Source organism: Methylorubrum rhodesianum (assembly GCF_014199985.1).
Classification (GTDB): Bacteria; Pseudomonadota; Alphaproteobacteria; order Rhizobiales; family Beijerinckiaceae; genus Methylobacterium; species Methylobacterium rhodesianum.
In genome coordinates this window covers 482,278-502,212 of record NZ_JACHOS010000001.1, presented here as the reverse complement: position 1 = coordinate 502,212, position 19,935 = coordinate 482,278, and the positions used below count along the sequence as shown (strand labels likewise).

Sequence of the window (19,935 nt, the reverse complement as noted above, 5' to 3'; positions counted from 1 at the left end):
GGTGCTGACCTGAGGTGGCGGAAGCAAGATAGAACAGGGTTCAAGTTGAGGAACGCCAGACGATGAACGCGATGAACACCCACTACCCTGAGCCGACGCGGGTCGAGACCGTCAACCGTCACACCCTGGCGGTGATCGTGGACAACGAGCCCGGTGCGCTCGCTCGCATCGCCGGCCTGTTCTCCGGCCGCGGCTACAACATCGAGAGCCTGACCGTGTCGGAGACGGAAGAGGCGCGTCACCTCTCGCGCATCACCATCGTCACCACCGGTACCAATGGGGTGATCGATCAGATCAAGGCGCAGCTCGATCGCCTCGTGCCGGTCCACCGCGTCGTCGATCTCACGCTTCAGGGGCAGGCGTTGGAGCGGGAGCTCTGCCTTGTGAAGGTGGCCGGGACCGGCGAGCACCGGAGCGAGGCCCTGCGCCTCGCCGCCGCCTTCGGCGCCCGCACCCTCGATGCCACGCTGAACTCCTTCGTGTTCGAGCTGACCGGCTCCACCGAGGAGATCGACCGCTTCATCCGTCTGCTCACGGTGATCGGCCTCGTGGAAATCTCCCGCACGGGCATCGCCGCCATGGGGCGCGGCGCGGAGCCGCTGTAACTGGGCATCCCCGCGGACGGCGCTATTCTTCGGAACGCGTCGTCCGCAGCGATACGAAGGCCCATGACCGCCCGCACCCTCTACTACGCTCCCGGCGCCTGCTCGCTCGCCTCCCACATCGTGCTGGAGGAGATCGGCGCACCTTACGAGACGGTCCGTCTCGATCTCGCCAAGGGCGACCAGCGGGCACCGGAATATCTCGCCGTCAACGAGCGCGGACGCGTCCCGGCGCTCTACGAGGATGGATGGGTGCTGACCGAGAACGCGGCGATCCTGCGCCATCTCGCCCGCTCGCATCCGGAGGCCGGCCTGCTTCCCGCGGACCTGCGCGGACAGGCGGTCGCCGACGAATGGATGGCGTGGCTCTCGACCGGGCACCACATCGCCTACGCCCATATCCGCCGGCCCGAGCGCTACAGCGCCGACGAGGCCGCTTTTCCCGAGATTCGCGCCAAGGGCGCCGACACCTTCGGTGATCTCTGCACCATGACCGAGGTGCGTCTCTCGAGCGGCGGCTGGGCGCTCGGCGAGCGCTACAGCGTCGTCGATCCCTACCTGATGGTGTTCTGGATCTGGGCCCGCGGTCCCGTCGTCGGCTTCGACATGCCGGCTCGCTTCCCGGCCTGGACCGACCATGCCCGCCGCATGGCCGAACGCCCGGCAGTTCGGGCGGTCTTCGCCCGCGAGGGGCTGACGCTGCCGGCCTGAAGTCCCGTCCGGCGGCGATCCGTCGTTGACCCGCCCACGCCGTCACATCCGATGATGGCTCGAAAATCGCTTGGCGGACGTGAGCCGAGCGGCCTCGCCGCCCGGTATCGAACGAGGGTCAGGGTTTCGCGGGCGGAAGGGAACGTGTCGGGCGCCGCTCGGTTCTGACGCTCGGGATCGGGCACCGAGTACGGGACGAGGACGGCCAGCGGCGATGTGCGGGATCTGCGGAGAGATCAATTTCGGCGGGGCGACGGATCCGGGCGCCGTGCGGGCGATGATGACGGTTCTGCGTCCCCGCGGCCCCGACGCCGGCGGGATCTACGGCCAGGGAGGTGTCCTGTTCGGCCATTGCCGCTTGAAGATCATCGACTTGTCGGAAGCCGGCCAGCAGCCGATGGTCGATGCCGACCTCGGACTGTCGATCGTCTTCAACGGCTGCATCTACAATTACAAGGATCTGCGCGACGAGCTCGTCGCCAAGGGGTACCGCTTCTTCTCGACCAGCGACACCGAAGTCGTGCTCAAGGCTTTCCACGCCTGGGGCCGGGACTGCGTGAAGCGCTTCCTCGGCATGTTCGTCTTCGCGGTTCATGAGCGGGACACGGGTCGGGTGACGCTCGCCCGCGACCGGCTCGGCATCAAGCCGCTCTACTACGCCGAGACCGGGAAGCGCTTCCGCTTCGCCTCCTCGCTGCCGGCCCTGCTCGCGGCGGGAGAAGTCGACACAACGATCGATAAGGTCGCGCTTCACCACTACATGAGCTGGCACGCGGGCGTGCCGGCGCCGCTGACGATCCTCAAGGGTGTGAGGAAGGTCCATCCGGCGACGACCCTGATCTTCGAGCCTGACGGCTCCCGCCGGGAGGAGACCTACTGGACGCTGACCGTCGGTCCGCGCGACGAAGACCGTCACATGACCGAGTCGGATTGGCGTGCGGCGGTGCTGGATTCGCTCGGCATCGCGGTCGCGCGCCGTCAGATCGCCGACGTGCCGACCGGCGTGCTGCTCTCCGGCGGTCTCGATTCATCGGTCATCGTCGCGCTCCTGGCCAGGAACGGCCAGAGCGGACTGAAGACCTTCTCGGTCGGCTTCGATGCGGTGAACGGCGTCGAGGGCGACGAGTTCAAGTATTCCGACATCATCGCCGAGCGGTTCGGCACCGATCACGCCAAGCTCGTCGTCGATGGCTCCCGCACGCTCGAGGCCCTGCCGGCAGCGATCCATGCGATGGCCGAGCCGCAGATGAGCCACGACGCGGTGGCCTTTCTTCTGCTGTCACAGGAAGTGTCGAAACACGTGAAGGTGATCCAGAGTGGTCAGGGCGCCGACGAGGTGTTCGGCGGCTACCACTGGTATCCGAAGCTGATGGGCTCGACCGACCCGACCGCCGACTACGCCAAAGCCTATTTCGACCGCGATCACGCGGAGATGCGCACGGCGCTGAGCCCTGACTTCGTCGATGAGGATTACAGCCGCGACTACATCGCCCGCTTCTTCGCCGAGTCGCGCAGCGCGAGCGCGATCGACAAGACCCTCGAACTCGATCAGCGGATCATGCTCGTCGACGATCCGGTCAAGCGCGTGGACAACATGACCATGGCCTGCGGGCTGGAGGCGCGCGTGCCCTTCCTCGATCACGAACTGGTCGAACTCGCCGCCCGCATCCCCGCCGAGTTGAAGGTGCGTAACGGGGGCAAGTTCATCCTGAAGGAGGCCGCCCGCGCGGTGGTGCCGGCCGAGGTGATCGACCGACCGAAGGGCTACTTTCCGGTTCCGGCGCTCAAGCATATCCGAGGGCCGTTCATGGACTTCGTGCGCGACGTTCTCGACCGTCCGGCCGCCCGCGAGCGCGGGATCTTCAATCGTCCTTACGTCGATCACCTCCTCGCCGATCCCGACGGGACGCTGACGCCGAAAGGCAATTCCAAGCTCTGGCAGGTCGCCCTGCTCGAAGCGTGGCTGCAATCGCACGGCATCTGATCGGCCGTTCCCGCGTTGCCTGCATGACCCGACGTGCCGGACCGGCGCGGGCGGCTGCGCTCAAGGTGACGTGGATTCTCCACGATCATCCCTGATGCGCGATGCGCTGGAACGCTGCGGGAGACGTGAAACGATGTGTCGCTGGATCGCCTATCGAGGCCGCACGATCCCGCTCGAACATTATGTGACCGAACCGGCGCACTCGCTGGTCTCACAGAGCATCAAGGCGCTCGAATCGACCGCGAGCACCAACGGCGACGGCTTCGGCCTCGGCTGGTACGGCGATCATCCCGAGCCCGGCCGCTTCCGCGAGGTCCAGCCGGCTTGGTCCGACGAGAATCTGCGCTACATCTGCCGCCACCTGCACTCGCATCTTTTCTTCGCCCATGTGCGGGCGGCCACCGGCACGCCGATCACCCGTCCGAACTGCCATCCCTTCGCCTGCGGGCCATGGCTGTTCATGCATAACGGCTATGTCGGCGACTGGGCGCGGCTGCGCCGGCCGATCGAGGCGCTGATTCCGGACGAACTCTATCCCTCGCGCAACGGTACGACGGATTCGGAGGCGCTCTTCCTGGCGATCCTCGGTCAGGGCCTGATGGCTTCGGAGGTCAAGCGCGACCCGATCACCGCCACCGCCCTGGCGCTCGCCAAGGTGACGGAGCTGGTCGGCGGCATCGAGGGCGGTCATCCGTTCCGCTTCACCGCGGCGCTTGCCGATGGGCGCGATCTCTATGCCTTCCGCTACGCGGCCAACGATGCGGCCAACAGCATGTATTACCGGCAGTCGGCCGACGGCGTCGTGGTGGTGTCGGAGCCGCTCGACAAGGAGCACGCGACCTGGACGCCGGTGCCGGACAACAGCGTCGTGATCGCCCGAAAGGACGCGCTTGTCGAAGTCGTGTCGTTGAAGGAATTCGGCCTCGCCCGGACATCCCGCCTGCCGCAGCTGCAATTGCAGATGAGCGCGTGAACCGGCACGGCGCCGGGCCTCGCCCGGCGCCCCTCACCTGAGGACGGTCACGCCATCCAGGTCGAGCCGCCGACGGCCGAAAGCGTCATGCCGTCGGAGCCGACATCGGCCGCGCTGTAGCCCAGGATCTGCGCGAGCTGCTCGCGTGCGCGCCAGACACGGCTCTTCACCGTGCCGATGCGGCAGTTCATGACGGTCGCCGCCTCCTCGTAGCTGAGGTTCTCGATCGCCACGAGGATCAGCGCCTGCCGCATCGGCAGCGGCAGCTTGGCGAGCGCCGTCTGCGCATCCATCAGATCGACATGGCCCGATTGCTCGGGCGCGGCGGCAAGGCGCTCGGCGTAATCGCCGTCGCTGTCGGCGACTTCGCGCACTTCCTTGCGATGGCGCGAATAGAAGGCGTTGCGCATGATCGTGAACAGCCACGCGCCCAGATTAGTGCCGACGGTGAAGCGCGAGCGGCTCCGCCAAGCCCGCAGGAAGGTGTCCTGAACGAGGTCGTCGGCGGCCGACGGGTTCTTCGTCAGCGACATGGCGAAGTTGTAGAGGCGCGGCGTCATCTCGATGATGGCAGCCCGGAATGATTCTTCGTCCTTGCCTTCCTGGGCGACGAGGACCGTTTCCAACCGAGCCAGCAGGGCATCGAAGCGGCCAGCCTCCGTGCTCGGATTGCCCGGCATTCGCGCGTAGGCTTCGGCGAGAAGGGCTCCGAGGCGTTGCTGGACCTCAGGGGGTAGCGTCGGCACCTCGTCTTCAAGGGGCGAGGCAAGATCGTCGAAGGCAGTCTGTGGCATCAGGTCCTGTGGCAGATCACGGACTTGGGCAGGGCTCGTGACCCCGCGACGGACTTGTCCCGCGATTTGCCGTCTCTCGCGCCAACATAGATTATCGGTATGCTAAAGAGCGCATCGCTGTGATTAACCTGTGAATGTGTCGGGCTTCTGAGCCCTGCGCATCGTAAGCGTCGAAACTAAAACGGCCTAGCCTACGTTAATTTCAGTTACGCCGAACGATTTGCCGCGGACAAATTTGCTGCAGCGCATCCCTCACTCCCATTGTCGCAAGGAAAATGCGCCCTAATGGCATGGCCACTTCGTGTCCTCATGCTCCTCGTCATCGGCATCGGTGCTGTGATCGCGGCGGGCTCAGTGGCCCGTTTCAGCTATGCGCCGATGCCGGACGAAGGCGATCTCCTCAATCCGGCGCGCTACCCGCTGAGCACCGCCTATGACATCCTCGGGCGACGAGTCGCACGGGACGAGGCTGAGCAGCTGGAGGCTACGCCGGAGGGACGCGGCGTCCTGTCCGCCGAACGCGGCGCCGTCGCGATCGACGAGGCGCTGGTGCGGCGCGGCCGGGAAGCCTTCTATCGGGAGACCTTCGGCAACGAGGTGTTCCTCTCCGACGTGATGGGAATGCTCGAGGGCGGGGTGACACCCTACGAGGTCGCCCGCGCCATCGCTCTCCTCGGAGGGAGGGGCACGGCCAATCTTCAGGTGCGCATGGCCCGCGACGTGACGGTGGGCGACAGGGTTTGGAAGACGGGGGAACTGGTCCCGACGGGGCTCGACGTGCCGCGAAACTCGGCCTTCATCCTCGGCATCCGCACCTTCTACGACCGCGGTCGCCTGCGCATGGGGATCACCTGCGCGCTCTGCCATGCCGCCGTCGATCCCGCCTCGGGCAAGGTGGTGGAGGGCGCGCCCAACACCGACCTCAATGCCGGCCTGCTGATGGCGCTGGCGAGCAACGCGACCGCCTACTTCATGCATGGCAGCGCCGATCCCTCCACCCATCCCGGCGATGCAGCACGCCAAGTGATCACCGAGGGCGGCGCGAAGGCCGCGCTCCCGGACCGTGCCCGTTTCGAGGCTGCGGCCAAGGTGGAGGTCGCGAGCTGGCCCGCCGGCAGCTTTGATTCCTCCGCCGATCGCGAGACCAACCCGACCTCGATTCCCTCGAGCTTCTCGGCCTATGCCGAGCCGTATAGCTGGAGCGGGCGCGCCGGGATCGGACCGTTCAAGGGGTTGTCCGCGCTCAACAACAACGTTCACGCCGCCAATTCCGATACGACCCAGCAGACGCAGGCGGCGAGGACCCTGTTCGGGCTCGATCCGCAGGTCTATCTCGGCACGGTCCTCCAGGGCGCGGCGGCCGGACCCCTTCGCTACGATCCGGCCTCGGGCAAGCGCCCGACGGAGGTGTTGGACGCGGCCGACCCGACCCCGGGAACACCCGGTCTCAACAGCTACGCCGTGCTGCCGAGTTTCCCCGCCACCAACTACATGACCGATAACGGCCTCCTCGCCTCCGTGCCGGGAGAGCCCGCCAACTATGCCAACAACGCGATGTCGGCGTTTCAGAACCTGCTGCGTGCGCCGGCGGACTCGGTGGAGGCCGGGCAGGTTGGGCGCGGCCGCGCGGTGTTCGAGCGCGTGGGCTGTGCCGGATGCCATTCCGGGCCGGCACTGAGCAACAACCGCGTCGTTCCGGTGGAGGAGATCGGAACGCAGCCGAGCCGCGCACGCTCGACCGTGAGGATGGAGGCGCGCCTCGCGCCCCCGGCGATCTTCGCGACCGACACACCGTTTCCGCTCCCGCCGAATCCCAAGCTCGTGCCGATCCCGCTCGAGGGAACGGCCCTCAAGCAGGTGCAACTCGCCTGGGCGCATGCGGGGACGGCCGGCGGGTACAAGGTGCAGAACCTCGTCGGCCTCGCCTGGAGCGCACCCTATCTTCACGATTCCGGCGTCGCGGTCGGTCCCGACCTCGCGAAGCACCTCGGCGTTCCAGGCACGCTCGACGCGGGCATTGCGCCCGATCCGGCCAATAGTCTGCGGGCCCTGGTCGATCGCGGCCTGCGCGCGAAGGTCGTCGCGGCGAATGCCGCCTCTCAGAAGGCGCGCACGGCCCGCGTCACGGGCGAGGGTCACGCCTACTGGGCGGATTCAGCCGCCGGCGTGAGCGCTGAAGAGCAGACGGATCTCGTCGCCTATCTGCTCTCGATCAACGGCCTGACCGAGCAGGTCCCACTCCCCTGACGCCTGCCGGCGCACGACTCCTGCGACGCATCGCCTTTCGTCCTCCGGGTGACCACAGGCCGCCGCGATGCGTTAGAATCCAATCGACCTGTCTCGGCGGCCCGTACCGCCCTCGCGGGAGAGCCCGAACCTTGAGCGCCCTGGACCTGCTCCCGCTCCTGGCCTTCCTGGCCCCCATGCCACCGATTCGCCCGGAGCCGCCCTCCTCCCGGCCGATGCCGGGATGGTTTCCCGCCTTCATCATGGGGATGACCGTGTTCATCATGGTGGCGCCGATGATCGCCATCTGGGGGTTCCATCGGTCCGAACGGTCGTTTCGCTCAGCCTGCGAGGCGGCGGGCGGTCAAGTCGTCCATACCTCCCTTTCCGATGAGGCGGTCCGCTGCCGCCGTTTCTGAAAGACAGTCTGTCGATCTGCCAACCGCTCGGCTTCGCGAAAAAAGAAGCCCGCACCGACAGGGTCGGGCGGGTCGAAGTCTCGGGAGAAACAGGCAGCTGACCTGCCTTCCCGGTAACCGATTCCGGCTGGCCCGGTTCATTGATTGGATCAAGAAAATTCGGCGGAAGCTTTGCGTCGAACACTCCGTTCTGCGTGAGCGTCCTGGATCGATTAGCCTCTCGGCCGTTTCCGGATGAAGCCGATGTCGGCCCGATCGGAGCGGAGACTGTGATCGGACGTTCGCGCGGCCCGTGGGTGGCGCGCGGATTCGGTCTCTTCAGTGGATGGTTCGACGTCAGGTCTGAAACGACAGCATGGCCCGCGTTCCGATCCGGCCGGGAGCGTAGGTCAGCACCGAGCGCAGGTTGGAGGCCATGGCCCTGATGATGCGTGATCCGAGGCCGGTCCCCTTCGCCTCGCCCTCCCCCGTCCAGCCGATGCCGTCATCCTCCACGGCAAGCGAGAGCGTATCGGGCCCCTCACGCATCACCCGCACGCGGATCTCGCCCTGGGTCTCGGACGGGTAGGCATATTTGTAGGCGTTGGTGACCAGTTCGGTGACGACCACCCCGAGGGAAACCGCCTTGTCGGTCGCCAGACGAATCGGCTCCGCCTGTAGTCGGATGGCATGGTCGCGGCCGGACGCTTTCATGGCCAGCTGCAGTTCCTCGACGAGCCCCGCCAGATAGGCGTCGAGTTCCACCGCCTCGACGTCCTGCGAGGTGTAGAGGCGCCGATGGATGCCGGCGATGGCCGAGATGCGGGCCTGCATCTCCTCTAGGGCCTGCTTCGCGGCCGGGTCCGCCACCGCATTGGTCTGCATCCGGGCGAGCGCGGCGACGAGCGTGAGCGAATTCGCGACACGGTGGTTGACTTCGCGCAGCAGGAGTTCCGCCCGGTCCCGCGCCTCGCGAACGGCGGCCTCCGCCCGCTCCTTGTCACGCCGCAGCGCCTCTTGGCGTAGGGCCGTGTCGATCGCTTCCCCGAGCAGTTCGCGGAACTGTCCCTGAAGGTCCTTCCAGACGTAATCGACCGCACCCGCCTTGAGCGCCGCCACCGCGACCCGGCTGTCCTCCGAGCCGGTGACGTAGATGATCGGCGGTGCCTCCGGCAGGTTTCGGAGCAGCGGCAGCAGATCGAGTCCCGTCCGGTCGGGCATGTGGTGGTCGAGCGCGATAAGATCGACGCCACCGGTCCGCGCCCGCGCCAGCCCCTCCTCGCCGCTCACGGCCAGTTCGACTTGATAGCCCCGCGCTCGGAGCGAGCGCTGAACGAGCCGGCCGAGGCCGGGGTCGTCGTCGATGTAGAGGATGAGGGCCGGGGCCGGGCGCGCGTCGCTCATGGAATCTCGGGAACCTGGATGACCGAGAAGAACAGCCCGAGCTGACGAATCGCGTTCGAGAAGCCTTCGTAATTGACCGGCTTGGTGATGTAGACGTTTGCCCCGAGATCGTAGCAGCGCTGGATCTCGCGGCTGTCGTCGGTGGTCGTCAGGACGACGACCGGGGAACGTTTGGTGTGCGGGTTGGCCTTGATCCGCTCGAGGATGTCGATGCCGGTCATGTCCGGCAGGTTGAGGTCGAGCAGGATCAGCAGATGGCGCCGGCCGCTCACCTCGCCGCTGCCATCGGCACCGAACAGGAATTCGAGCGCCGAGGTGCCGTCGCGGAAGGGCACGATCTCGTTGTTCACGCCGGCGCGGCGGATGTTGCGCTCGATCAGCCGGGCGTGACCCTCGTCATCCTCGATCATCACGATGCTGACGGCATGGAAGGGCGGCTGCATGGTCACTCCGCGGCCAGGGACATCGTGTCGGACAATGCGTTATCGCCGCGCTGCGGTCTGTAACCGGCCCGCGGGGCAGCGTCACGATAAAGGTTGTGCCGGCACCCGGCTGCGAGGAGACCTCGATGCGGCCACCGAGCGCGCGCACGAGAGCCTTCACGCTGGCGAGCCCGATGCCCTCCCCCGGCTGATCCTGCGCTCCTGAGCGCCGGAACAGCTCGAAGATGCGGCCATGATCCTGAGGTGGGATGCCACGGCCGTTATCCGACACGGCGAAACGAATGCGGTTGCCGGGCGCGGGGCTGGCCGTGACCTCGACCGTTCCGGGGCGAGCCGGATCGAGATACTTGAGCGCGTTGTCGATCAGGTTGCCGAACACCTGCTCGACGGCGAGGCGATCGGCCACGATCTCGGGGAGTTCTTCGGCGACACTCACCGTCGCACCCTTGCGGTCCGCCTGATGGCGCTGGGCATCGGCGATGCCGCGAACGAGATGCGTCATCGCGAGCGGCTCGGGATCGAACCGGCGCCGTCCCTCGCGCGACAGCTTCAGGATCGCCGCGATCAACCGTTCCATCTTGATGATCGCCGCCTGGATGAAGCCGAGCGACTCGGCGATGTCGTCGTTGATCCGCGCGCCCTGCGGATGGTCGCGCAGAAGGGTTTGCAACTCCTCGCGCACCGCCTCCAGCTCGCTTGTGAAGCCCATCACGTTGACGAGCGGCGCGCGCAGGTCGTGGCTGACGATGTAGGCGTAGCGCTGAATCTCCTCGTTCGACTCCCGTAGTTCCGCCTCGGCCTCGCGCTGCTCCGTGATATCGGTGTGGACACCGACCCATTCGCGGATGGCGCCATGCCCATCGAACACCGGCACCGCGCGGATGGAGAAATGTCGCCACAGCCCGTCCCGGGCGCGCACCCGATGCTCGTGGACGAAGGTGCTGCGGCCGGCGACCGTCGCGTTCCAGGCCTCGACGCTGGGCTGCCGATCGTCCGGATGAACGGCGTCGGCCCAGCCGTAATTCTGGTACTCGGCGCGCGTTTGCCCGGTCAGTGCGGCCCAGCCGGGCTGCTCGCCGGTCATCCGCCCCTGCGGATCGTTGGTCCACAGCACGCCGCGCACCGCTGCCACGGCGGCTCGGAAGCGCTCCTCGCTCGCCCGCAACTCGCCCTGGATGCGCTGCTGGTCGAACGCGGAGGCGAGCATCGCGAGAAACAGGATGACGAAGGTCACGCCTGCGACATAGAGGGCGAGGTTTTGCTGATCGACGCTCGTCGCCGCAAGATGCGCGGAGTGGGCGCCCGACTCCTCCGCGGTGATGGTGGCCGCCGCCATGCCGGTATAGTGCATCCCGGCGACCGCCACGCCCATCACCAGCGCCGCCGCGAACCGCTGCCATATGCCTGTCGGCCGAAAGGTCAGCCACAGGGCGACGGTCGCGGCCAAGACGGCGATTCCGACGGACAGCGCCACGATCGGCAGGCTGTAGGCCAGATTGCCGGGCATCCGCATCGCGGCCATCCCGGTGTAGTGCATCGCTGCCACGCCGATGCCCATGATGGGGCCGGCCACGAGGACGTCCCAGCGCGCCGCCTGCCTGCGTCCGACCCAGGCCAGCGCCGCTCCGGTCACCGCGACGGCGATGAGCAGCGACAGCAGCGTGCGACCGAGATCGTAGGCGGCGGGCAGGCCCATCTCGAAGGCCAGCATCCCGACGAAGTGCATCGACCAGATGCCACCGCCCATCGCGAGGGCGGCGCCGACGAGCCAGGCCCACCGCAAGCGGGCGCCGCCATCGCGCACGCGTCCGCCGAAGTCGAGGGCCGTATAGGAGGCGAGCACGGCGATGGCGAGGGACAGCGCCACGAGAGCCGGATTGTAGCCGGTGGAGATCATCGTCGTGTCGCGTCTCGAGGGCTACCGGACCGCGCCCAAAGCGCATTGCCGGATCGATCCTGCGATCCGCGCCGATGCGGGCCGGGCGCGGCACGACCGCCCGAGTGTGGCATAAGTTACATCGCCTGAGCGCCCGACACCATGGCGTGCCGCGCTGAACGCGGCCGTTGAACGCTCATTTCCCGCCGCTTTGCCGCCGGACGGACTTCACGAAACCGTTCACAACCCTCACGAAACCGTTCACAACCCTCTCGCGATGCGAGACTACCTTAGGTAAGTGCCGGATGCGGTGCTAGACGTGGAGCTACAAGGTCTTTCAATCGGGGCGGACGAGTATCGAATGCGCACGCGTCAGTCACAATCAGAACACTCCGTCCCCTCACACCTTGCGTCCGGGTCCGATCCGGCGCCGACCGGTGACAACCAGGCCGACGATGCCCAAGCTTTGCAGAAGGTTTTGCCCCGTGCCGGTCCGGCCGATCACGAGGCGGGTGATCCGATCCGGCGAAGGCTCACGGCCTTCTTGGAGCTGAGTCCGAGCGACACTCGCGAGCTCGAAGGTCTGACCGCGAACAGCCGTCGCTTTCCGGCGCAGACACCCCTTCTCCATCAGTCCGACGTTCCGGAAAGCGCCATCCTGGTGCTCGATGGCTTTGCCTGCCGCTATAAATTCTTGACGAACGGGCGGCGCCAGATCACGGCCTATCTTCTGCCCGGTGACATATTCGAACCCGAACTTGAGTTCCGCCTGCCCCTCGATTGCGCGCTCGGAACGCTGACGGCCTGCCGGCTCACGCTCGTTCCAAGGCAGGATTACGAAGATCTGCTTCGCAGACGTCCTCGAATCGCCCTGGCTCTCCAGATGGCGCGGCTGACAGAGGCGGCGACGTTGCGGGAGTGGATCACCAATCTGGGCTCCCGATCCGGCCCCGAGCGTCTGGCGCATTTCCTGTGCGAGGTGCTGTTTCGCCTGCGGGCGACCGGTCTCGCTTCGGAGAATCAGTTCAGCTTCCCCATCACGCAGGCGGATCTCGCCGATACGCTCGGGATGTCGTGCGTCCACGTCAACCGCGTGTTGCAGAAGCTGCGTCGTGACGGTCTGATCGAGCTGTCCGGCCGCAAGCTCACGATCCTGAAGCCCGATGGGCTCAAGGCCCTGGCCGAGTACGATGCCTCCTATCTGAAGGTCGAGGCGACCCCGCTTCGGCCTGGCTCCAGCGCTCGCCCCGCAGCGTAGCATCGCCATCCCGACGCGGTCGTTGCCGGCCTCGTTGCGCTGCGTTTGGCACCTGCTCTCCGCCCGGGCGGTCAGAGACCGAAGGTCGGCTGTACGCCGGCCCTTGTCGCCATCAGTACGTCTTCCGACAGGGTTCGGACCCCGAGTACCTCCATGAATCGGCCCGGTGGATCTGGACGGTGCACGGGCCGAAGCCCAGAGCCCGGCCGATCGACTGGTTCGTGTCGCCCGCCTCACCGCGGATCGGGAAGAACGTGTCGCGGATCCGTCGCACGGTGCGGTCGGACGGGCGCAGGATGCGGTACTCCAAGACCGCGACGTGGCCCTCCGCCGCCCGTTCGATCGAACGGCTCACGCTGTCCCGATCATCGGGATGGATGGTTCCGAGCCAGCTCTCGATCGAGGCGAGTGCCTCCTGAGGCAGGCCCCAAACCTCGCGGAGGGCAAGGTTGAGATACGTGCGACGACCATTTCCGAGGTCGGCCAGCCAGAGGACATGGGCGGACTGTTCCGCGAATCGTCGGAGAGCCTGGTCGTTCGCGCGACCGGTCGCTTCGTCCGATGTCGGCTCAGCGATCTCAAGACCGACGCCAACGAAGCCGCTGGGCCGGCCGTCCTCGAACCGGGTATGCCCGCGCATCGCGATCCGACGCTCGACACCGTCGCCGGATCCGATCACCCGATGCTCGATGCTGTAGACACCGTCACCGGCCGGATCACGACACTGTGCCAATGCCTTCTCCACCCGGTGGCGGTCGTCGGGGTGGACGGCGGAAAGCCAAGCGATCAGGTCCACAGGCGCGTCCGGTGGAAGCCCCCAGATGGCCTTGAGGCGCGCATCCCAGTTCACGGCACCGGTCGCTGGATCCCAGGTGAAGGGCGACAGGTCGGCCAGATCGACGATGACCCGCCCCCGAGCCTCCGAACTTCCCTCCGTCTGCCTCGCTTCGCCTTCTTCGATCATGCGGCACGCGGCCGGTGCCGAACGGCCCCATTGCTCTCTTCGCGCAACGCCGGTTTGGCGGGGTGATCCGCTGATCCGCGCCTAGCAGGTGAAATCGCTACTTCCTGGGCTGAAGAAAGCTGTCCGCAGCGCCGACCCGAGCACCCAGAGCCACGTGACTGTGACTCGATCGGAAGTCACAGGTCATGTCTTCGCGCGCCGAAATGCACCCTGTGCCAATGCTGTACAGTTGGTGTTCGTTTTAAGGAAAAATGCCTCGAGAGATAGTGATGCGGCGCTTCAGTTTGGAAAATATTGATAGCGCCGCAGATTGGTTTGTCAAAAACAGCTCGGAAAGTATACAAAATGCAGATTCCATTTCCGATAAGCGTATCTCCGTGTCGGCTCAAGAACGGAGTGGCCACCCTGTAGAGTGGCTTCGACTTGCATCATAACGCGCCACGACAGAGATTGTGCCTTGCAGGTGGTCAAGGATGACACCACATTCAAAATAGCGATGGTGCGACTGCACGCCTTCGAGTATTTCCGGCTGCGTTGATCGACAACGCGACAAGACATGACGATCGTGCACCGTCTTCATTATGCTTGTCGCAATGATCGAAGATGGAAATAGACAATTGAATATAATATTGTAAAATTTGTAGCTCTGCGTTCATTTGTACTGAATAGAAATTTAAAAACCCCGCTCAGAACGCCGCCGTGAGATCCGGCTGAGCCGATTTTGTGCAATTCGCGAAAATGGAAGCCCCGCGACTGATCGGATTGCCGAGGTCAAAACCTTGTTCGATCCCAAGGGGACCGGCGCGGTCGCGAAGATGTCAGAATGTGACGGGGAAAATGGTGCTGCGAGAGAGGATTGAACTCTCGACCTCCTCATTACCAATGAGGTGCTCTACCACTGAGCTACCGCAGCGCGGTGTCGGGGGGGCGGTGCCGCCGCCGAACTGGACGCGGCATTAGCCGATCGAATTCCGCTTGGCAACGCTCTTCCGCTGAAGAAAATGCAGGAACGGTGAGGCGCGGGGCTGGGGTGTCGATTTGTTGACGGATCATGGGGGCATCGCTATAGAGCGGCCTCCACGTCCGGCCGCAGCACTGCGCCCGGTCGTTTCGCCTTTGCTTATCATCAGGCTGCGCTGACCGACACGGGATGCTCCCGGATTGGGTCGTTGCCGCCACGACCAGACGAGGATGCCCATGGCCAACACCGTGTCGGCCAAGAAGATGACCCGCAAGATCGCCAAGCGTACGGCGATCAACCGCTCGCGCCGTTCCCGGATGCGCACCTTCGTCCGCAAGGTCGAGGAGGCGATCGCCACCGGTGATCAGGGCCAGGCCCTTGCTGCTCTCCGCGCCGCTGAGCCGGAGATCATGCGCGCTGCTCAGCACGGCATCGTTCACAAGAACAACGCCTCGCGGAAGGTTTCTCGTCTCGCCGCCCGCGTGAAGGCGATCGCTGCCTGATCGGCGTTTGACGGCTCTCCGACCTCCCTGAGTGAAGGGGAGCCGGGGCCTGTAAGGACCATGATGGATGGAGCCCGGTCTTTTAGGCCGGGCTTTTTTCGTGCCTGCCATCCGCTGGCGATCGCCACCGCAGCGCCGTCTCGATTGGGCTGGAACGGCTTCGATCACCGGCATGCGACAGGCCGAGCCCCTGCCCCTTTTGTGCACCGCTCCGCCGATCTTCTCCACAGTTCGCGCGACGTTATCCCGAATCGCCCCTTGCATCGAAGCACGGAGCGGGGCGGCAAGTCCTCATTAACCATACGCGAAACGGTCGTCGTTGCGCATCGCCGGGCCGGCCGTGTAGCTTAACAAAACGTTGCCGGTCGGGCTGTCCGGTAAGATGAGTGCTCGCCGACCCGGAGTCTTCCCCAAGTTGCGGGCAGGCCTTCGACTCTTCGGCCCCGTGCCGACGACTCGGTCATCGCGCAGATGTTTTCCCCGATCGTCCCGCTGTTAGGAGAACGATAGAGGATTGTTGATACACAGCCATCTTTAGCGGTGGCACGCGGCGTCGCTCTTGACAGCGCCGCGGCCATTCTGGGCACCGCCCGAGTCGGGCGTGGCCTTCTCTCGTGTGGCGTATGCGTACGCATCCCCTCCGGTCCGCCGGCTTGGATGCGAGGAGACACGGTGATGCACCTCGACGGCAGCATGTCGGACGGCGATGGCGGAAACGGCAGAGGGAACGTGGATATTCCCGCGGCCTGGACGCGGGTGAAGCGGCGGCTGCGGGCGGAGCTCGGCGAGGACGTGTTCGCGAGCTGGTTCGCCCGCCTCGAGCTGGAGGATGTGCAGGGCGGCGTCGCCCGCCTCACGGTGCCAACCCGGTTCCTCAAGAGCTGGATCGAGTCGCACTATCTCGATCGGGTGCTGACGACGTTCCGCGCCGAGGCCGACGATGTGGCTCGCATCGAGGTCGGCGTGCGCGGCCCGTCTGCGCCGGCTCGCCCAAATGCCGGCTCCCCGGCCAAAACGAACCCGACCAGCGGGCCGCTGACCCGCCTCCACGCCACCGCGACGCCCGCCGCCCTTCAGGGGCCCGGCCCGCTCGTCGAGACGGAGATCGCCTCGCCCCGCGGTGATTCGGCAGCGGTCGATCTGAACGGTGCGCCGCTCGACGCGCGACTCACCTTCGCCAACTTCGTCGTCGGCCGCTCCAACGCCCTCGCCCACGCCGCGGCGGAGCGGATCGCCCGCAGCGACGGCGATGGCGCGCTCTATAATCCGCTCTACGTTCATGCGGGCGTCGGTCTCGGGAAGACGCACCTGCTCCACGCCGCCGGCCACGCTGCCCGCGAGTCGGGACGGCGGGTGATCTACCTCACCGCCGACCGCTTCATGTACGGCTTCGTCAACGCCCTGAAGACGCAGAATGCGCTGGCCTTCAAGGAGCGCCTGCGGGCGATCGACCTGCTCATTCTCGACGACGTGCAGTTCATCCAGGGCAAATCGATCCAGACCGAGTTCGGCCACACCCTCAACGCGCTGATCGATTCGGGACGTCAGGTCGTTGTCGCGTCCGACCGGCCGCCGACGGAACTGGAAGCGCTCGACGAGCGCGTGCGCTCGCGCCTCGCCGGCGGTCTCGTCGTCGAGATTGGCGGTCTCGATGAGGGCCTGCGTGCCTCGATCCTCTCCGCCCGGCTCGATGCCGTGCGGCAGAGTCACCCGAACTTCGAAGTCTCTCCCGCCGTCTCGGCCTACGTCGCCCGGGCGATCACCGCGAACGGCCGCGACCTCGAAGGCGCGGTGAACCGGCTTCTCGCGCACGCCACGCTGACCGGCGCCCCGGTCACCGTCGAGACCGCCGAGACCGCGATCCGCGATCTCGTGAAGAATCGCGAGCCCAAGCGGGTGAAGATCGAGGACATCCAGAAGCTGGTGGCCTCGCGCTACAACGTCTCGCGGTCCGACATCCTGTCGGAGCGCCGCACCGCTGCCGTGGTGAAGCCGCGCCAGATCGCGATGTACCTTTCGAAGGTGCTGACCCTGCGCTCCCTTCCCGAGATCGGCCGCCGCTTCGGCGGGCGCGATCACACAACTGTCCTGCACGCGGTGCGCAAGATCGAGAAGCAGATCGGCGAGGACGCGGTGCTCGGCGACGAGGTCGAGCTGCTCAAGCGCATGCTCCAAGACTGATCGCCGAATCCCAGGGGTGGAACAGGATTGGTCCCGGCACCCCCCTTGCGTTCGTGGCCGGCCGTTTCGCTTAGGGCGGGATGGGTCCGGCCTCTGCGAACCGAGCCTTGGGGCCTCGCGCCTGCGCGGGGCGGGACAGTGCGGATGTCGCCCTTGCCTTCGCAGAGGCGCTTCGCCAAGCTGCCGAGCCCGTTCCGCTACGGAGCGCTTCGCGAAACGCCCGGTCACCGACCAGCCCTCCGGCCGCGATGGCGGGTTGGGCGCTTCGCGGGAGAGGCTCCGTTATCCGGCCTGACCGATGGCGGACGGGCCGATTGTTCAAGAGACGACGGGTTTTCCGATGAGAGTCACAGTCGAGCGCGCGGCCCTCCTGAGATCGCTCGGCCACGTCCACCGGGTGGTGGAGCGGCGCAACACGATCCCGATCCTCTCCAACGTCCTCCTCCGCACGGGCGAGAGCGGCCTGCAGCTGAAGGCGACCGACCTCGACATCGAGGTGACCGAGACCGTCGCCGCCGACGTCCTCGATGCCGGTGCCACGACCGTTCCGGCCCACGTCATCTACGATATCGTGCGCAAGCTGCCCGACGGCGCGCAGGTCTCGCTGGAGACCTCCGGCGAGACGGGTCAGATGACGATTCGCTCCGGCCGGTCGCGCTTTGCGCTGGGCGCGCTGCCCGAGGGCGATTTCCCCGATCTCGCCGCGGGCGAGCTGCCGCATTCGTTCGCCATTCCGGCGGCCGAGCTGAAGCAGCTGATCGAAAAGACGCAGTTCGCCATCTCGACGGAGGAGACGCGCTACTACCTCAACGGCATCTACTTCCACACCGTCGAGGTTGAGGGCGCGCTGAAGTTGCGCGCGGTTGCGACCGACGGTCACCGGCTTGCCCGGGTCGAGACCGAGGCGCCGGAGGGCAGCCGCGGCATGCCGGGCATCATCGTGCCGCGTAAGGCGGTGGCCGAGATCCAGAAGCTCGTGGACGATGGCGGCGAGAGCGTGCAGGTCGAGCTGTCGCCGGCCAAGATCCGCCTGACCTTCGCCGGTGGCGTCACCCTGATCTCGAAGCTGATCGACGGAACCTTCCCCGACTATCAGCGGGTGATCCCGACGGGCAACGACAAGCGCCTGACCGTGGAACGCGACGCCTTCGCCAAGGCGGTCGACCGCGTCTCGACCATTTCCTCGGAGCGTGGCCGCGCGGTGAAGCTCGCCATGGGCGACGGGCGGCTTGCCCTCTCCGTGACCAACCCCGATGCAGGCTCGGCGACCGAGGAACTCGACGTCGATTACGAGGCCTCCGCCCTCGATATCGGCTTCAACGCCCGCTACCTCCTCGACATCACCGCGCAGCTGCAGGGCGACACGGCGCTGTTCAAGCTCGCCGATCCCGGCTCACCGACGTTGATCCAGGACCGGGACGGGGCGCCGGCGCTCTACGTGCTGATGCCGATGCGCGTGTGAGTCCGCTTCCGGCGCCCGCCGGATCGGCTATATCGCCCCCATGGACACTCTGCCGGGAGGCACGCGCCTCACCCGTCTGATCGCCCGCGACTTTCGCAATCACGTCGACCTCGATCTCGCCACCGCGCGCCGCTTCGTGGCGCTGATCGGCGAGAACGGGGCGGGCAAGACCAACATCCTGGAGGCCGTCTCGCTGTTCTGCCCCGGGCGCGGCTTGCGCCGGGCCGATCTCGCGACGATGGCGCGTGTCGGCGGTCCGGGCGGCTTCGCCGTGTCGGCAACGCTGGAGACGGGGGAAGCCGAGCACCGGCTCGGCTCCGGCTACGAGCCGCCGGGCTATGACGGCCGCGGCACCCGGGTCTGCCGCATCGACGGGGCGCCCGCGCCCTCCCCCGTCGCCTTCTCGGAATTTCTGCGCATCGTCTGGCTGACGCCGGATTTCGACGGCTTGTTCCGCGGAGCGGCCGGCGACCGGCGCCGTTTTCTCGACCGTCTGGTCCTTGCCGTTGACGCCGGCCACGGTGCCCGGGTCTCGGCGATGGAGCGAGCCCTTCGGTCGCGCAACCGCCTGCTCGACGAGCGGCCGGACGATGGCCGCTGGCTCGATGCGGTGGAGCGCGAAGTGGCCGAACTCGGCGTCGCCGTGGCGCTCGCCCGGCGCGAGACCGTGGAGCGCCTCGATCGATTGATTGCCGAGACGCGGGACGATGCTGCGCCCTTCCCGTGGGCCTCTTTGCGGCTGGAGGGCGACCTCGACGACCTCGTCGCCGTCTGGCCGGCCCTGGAGGCGGAGGATCGCTTCCGCCGCGCTCTGGTGCAGGGCCGGCACCGCGACCGTGCCGCGGGCCGAACCCTGATCGGACCGCAGACCACCGATCTCGTCGTGCGGCACGGCCCCAAGGACGTGCCCGCCGCCACCGCTTCCACGGGCGAGCAGAAGGCGCTGCTGATCGGCCTCGTCCTGGCACATGCCCGTCTGGTGCGGGCCATGAGCGGGCTCACGCCCCTCATCCTCCTCGACGAGGTGGCCGCCCATCTCGATCCGCGGCGGCGCGCCGGCCTGTTCGATGCGCTCGAAGCGCTCGAAGGGCAGGTCTGGATGACGGGCGCGGATCCGGCTCTTTTCACGGAGTTGGAAGGCCGTGCCGACCTGATCGGCATCGCCGACGGGCGGATCGCGCCGGCCGGCGCGTGA

Annotated in this window: 16 protein-coding genes and 1 tRNA gene; 11 read left to right on the top strand and 6 right to left on the bottom strand. The window is 66.7% G+C overall.

The window, feature by feature from the left end:
- Window positions 1–62 precede the first annotated feature (62 nt).
- From ilvN to HNR01_RS02110, 4 genes are all read left to right on the top strand, one after another.
- Entirely contained in the window at window positions 63–605 is a 543-nt protein-coding gene (gene ilvN / locus HNR01_RS02125; protein ID WP_017483073.1) for an acetolactate synthase small subunit, read from the top strand.
- Between the two features lie 63 nt (window positions 606–668).
- Window positions 669–1,313, top strand: coding sequence for a glutathione S-transferase family protein (locus tag HNR01_RS02120; RefSeq protein WP_183666337.1), 645 nt, complete (start codon window positions 669–671; stop codon window positions 1,311–1,313).
- Window positions 1,314–1,527: 214 nt separating this feature from the next.
- Entirely contained in the window at window positions 1,528–3,297 is a 1,770-nt protein-coding gene (locus HNR01_RS02115; protein ID WP_183666335.1) for an N-acetylglutaminylglutamine amidotransferase, read from the top strand.
- A 133-nt stretch (window positions 3,298–3,430) separates the two neighbouring features.
- A complete protein-coding gene (locus HNR01_RS02110) occupies window positions 3,431–4,270 on the top strand; it encodes a class II glutamine amidotransferase (RefSeq protein ID WP_017483070.1) in 840 nt (279 codons plus the stop codon).
- Window positions 4,271–4,317: 47 nt separating this feature from the next.
- Here the strand turns inward: HNR01_RS02110 and HNR01_RS02105 are convergent, their stop codons facing one another.
- Window positions 4,318–5,064: a sigma-70 family RNA polymerase sigma factor gene (locus tag HNR01_RS02105; RefSeq protein WP_017483069.1), complete on the bottom strand. Its 747-nt coding sequence runs from the start codon at window positions 5,062–5,064 to the stop codon at window positions 4,318–4,320.
- A 285-nt stretch (window positions 5,065–5,349) separates the two neighbouring features.
- On the opposite strand from HNR01_RS02105, the gene HNR01_RS02100 reads away from it, so the two are divergent.
- Together HNR01_RS02100 and HNR01_RS02095 are read left to right on the top strand one after the other, a co-directional pair.
- Window positions 5,350–7,311 (top strand): cytochrome C oxidase Cbb3, encoded by a 1,962-nt coding sequence (locus HNR01_RS02100; RefSeq protein WP_183666332.1) that lies wholly within the window; start codon window positions 5,350–5,352, stop codon window positions 7,309–7,311.
- A 131-nt stretch (window positions 7,312–7,442) separates the two neighbouring features.
- Window positions 7,443–7,709: a hypothetical protein gene (locus tag HNR01_RS02095; protein ID WP_017483067.1), complete on the top strand. Its 267-nt coding sequence runs from the start codon at window positions 7,443–7,445 to the stop codon at window positions 7,707–7,709.
- Window positions 7,710–8,045: 336 nt separating this feature from the next.
- Here the strand turns inward: HNR01_RS02095 and HNR01_RS02090 are convergent, their stop codons facing one another.
- Genes HNR01_RS02090 through HNR01_RS02080 form a run of 3 tightly spaced genes read right to left on the bottom strand, consistent with a single transcriptional unit; the run spans window position 8,046 to window position 11,432 of the window.
- A complete protein-coding gene (locus tag HNR01_RS02090; protein WP_183666330.1) occupies window positions 8,046–9,092 on the bottom strand; it encodes a response regulator in 1,047 nt (348 codons plus the stop codon).
- Window positions 9,089–9,535, bottom strand: a complete 447-nt coding sequence (locus HNR01_RS02085; RefSeq protein WP_026105321.1) for a response regulator — start codon at window positions 9,533–9,535, stop codon at window positions 9,089–9,091. The genes HNR01_RS02090 and HNR01_RS02085 overlap by 4 nt, the downstream gene beginning before the upstream one ends.
- Window positions 9,489–11,432, bottom strand: coding sequence for a sensor histidine kinase (locus HNR01_RS02080; RefSeq protein ID WP_183666328.1), 1,944 nt, complete (start codon window positions 11,430–11,432; stop codon window positions 9,489–9,491). The genes HNR01_RS02085 and HNR01_RS02080 overlap by 47 nt, the downstream gene beginning before the upstream one ends.
- A gap of 445 nt (window positions 11,433–11,877) precedes the next feature.
- Here HNR01_RS02080 and HNR01_RS02075 point away from each other — a divergent pair, with 445 nt between their 5' ends.
- The gene (locus HNR01_RS02075) at window positions 11,878–12,669 is read left to right on the top strand and encodes a Crp/Fnr family transcriptional regulator (RefSeq protein ID WP_183666421.1); all 792 of its coding nucleotides are present in this window, start codon (window positions 11,878–11,880) and stop codon (window positions 12,667–12,669) included.
- Window positions 12,670–12,781: 112 nt separating this feature from the next.
- On the opposite strand, the gene HNR01_RS02070 is transcribed toward HNR01_RS02075, so the two are convergent.
- Both HNR01_RS02070 and HNR01_RS02065 read right to left on the bottom strand, forming a co-directional pair.
- Complete coding sequence (locus HNR01_RS02070) at window positions 12,782–13,633, bottom strand: PAS domain-containing protein (protein WP_183666326.1); 852 nt, start codon at window positions 13,631–13,633, stop codon at window positions 12,782–12,784.
- Window positions 13,634–14,471: 838 nt separating this feature from the next.
- A tRNA-Thr gene (locus HNR01_RS02065) sits at window positions 14,472–14,546 on the bottom strand.
- A gap of 284 nt (window positions 14,547–14,830) precedes the next feature.
- On the opposite strand from HNR01_RS02065, the gene rpsT reads away from it, so the two are divergent.
- The 4 genes from rpsT (at window position 14,831) to recF (ending at window position 19,935) form a co-directional block, all read left to right on the top strand.
- Window positions 14,831–15,097: a 30S ribosomal protein S20 gene (gene rpsT / locus HNR01_RS02060; protein WP_017483060.1), complete on the top strand. Its 267-nt coding sequence runs from the start codon at window positions 14,831–14,833 to the stop codon at window positions 15,095–15,097.
- A gap of 675 nt (window positions 15,098–15,772) precedes the next feature.
- The gene (dnaA, locus tag HNR01_RS02055; protein WP_017483059.1) at window positions 15,773–17,278 is read left to right on the top strand and encodes a chromosomal replication initiator protein DnaA; all 1,506 of its coding nucleotides are present in this window, start codon (window positions 15,773–15,775) and stop codon (window positions 17,276–17,278) included.
- Between the two features lie 340 nt (window positions 17,279–17,618).
- Entirely contained in the window at window positions 17,619–18,740 is a 1,122-nt protein-coding gene (gene dnaN / locus HNR01_RS02050; protein WP_183666324.1) for a DNA polymerase III subunit beta, read from the top strand.
- Window positions 18,741–18,780: 40 nt separating this feature from the next.
- Window positions 18,781–19,935, top strand: a complete 1,155-nt coding sequence (recF, locus tag HNR01_RS02045) for a DNA replication/repair protein RecF (protein WP_153873316.1) — start codon at window positions 18,781–18,783, stop codon at window positions 19,933–19,935.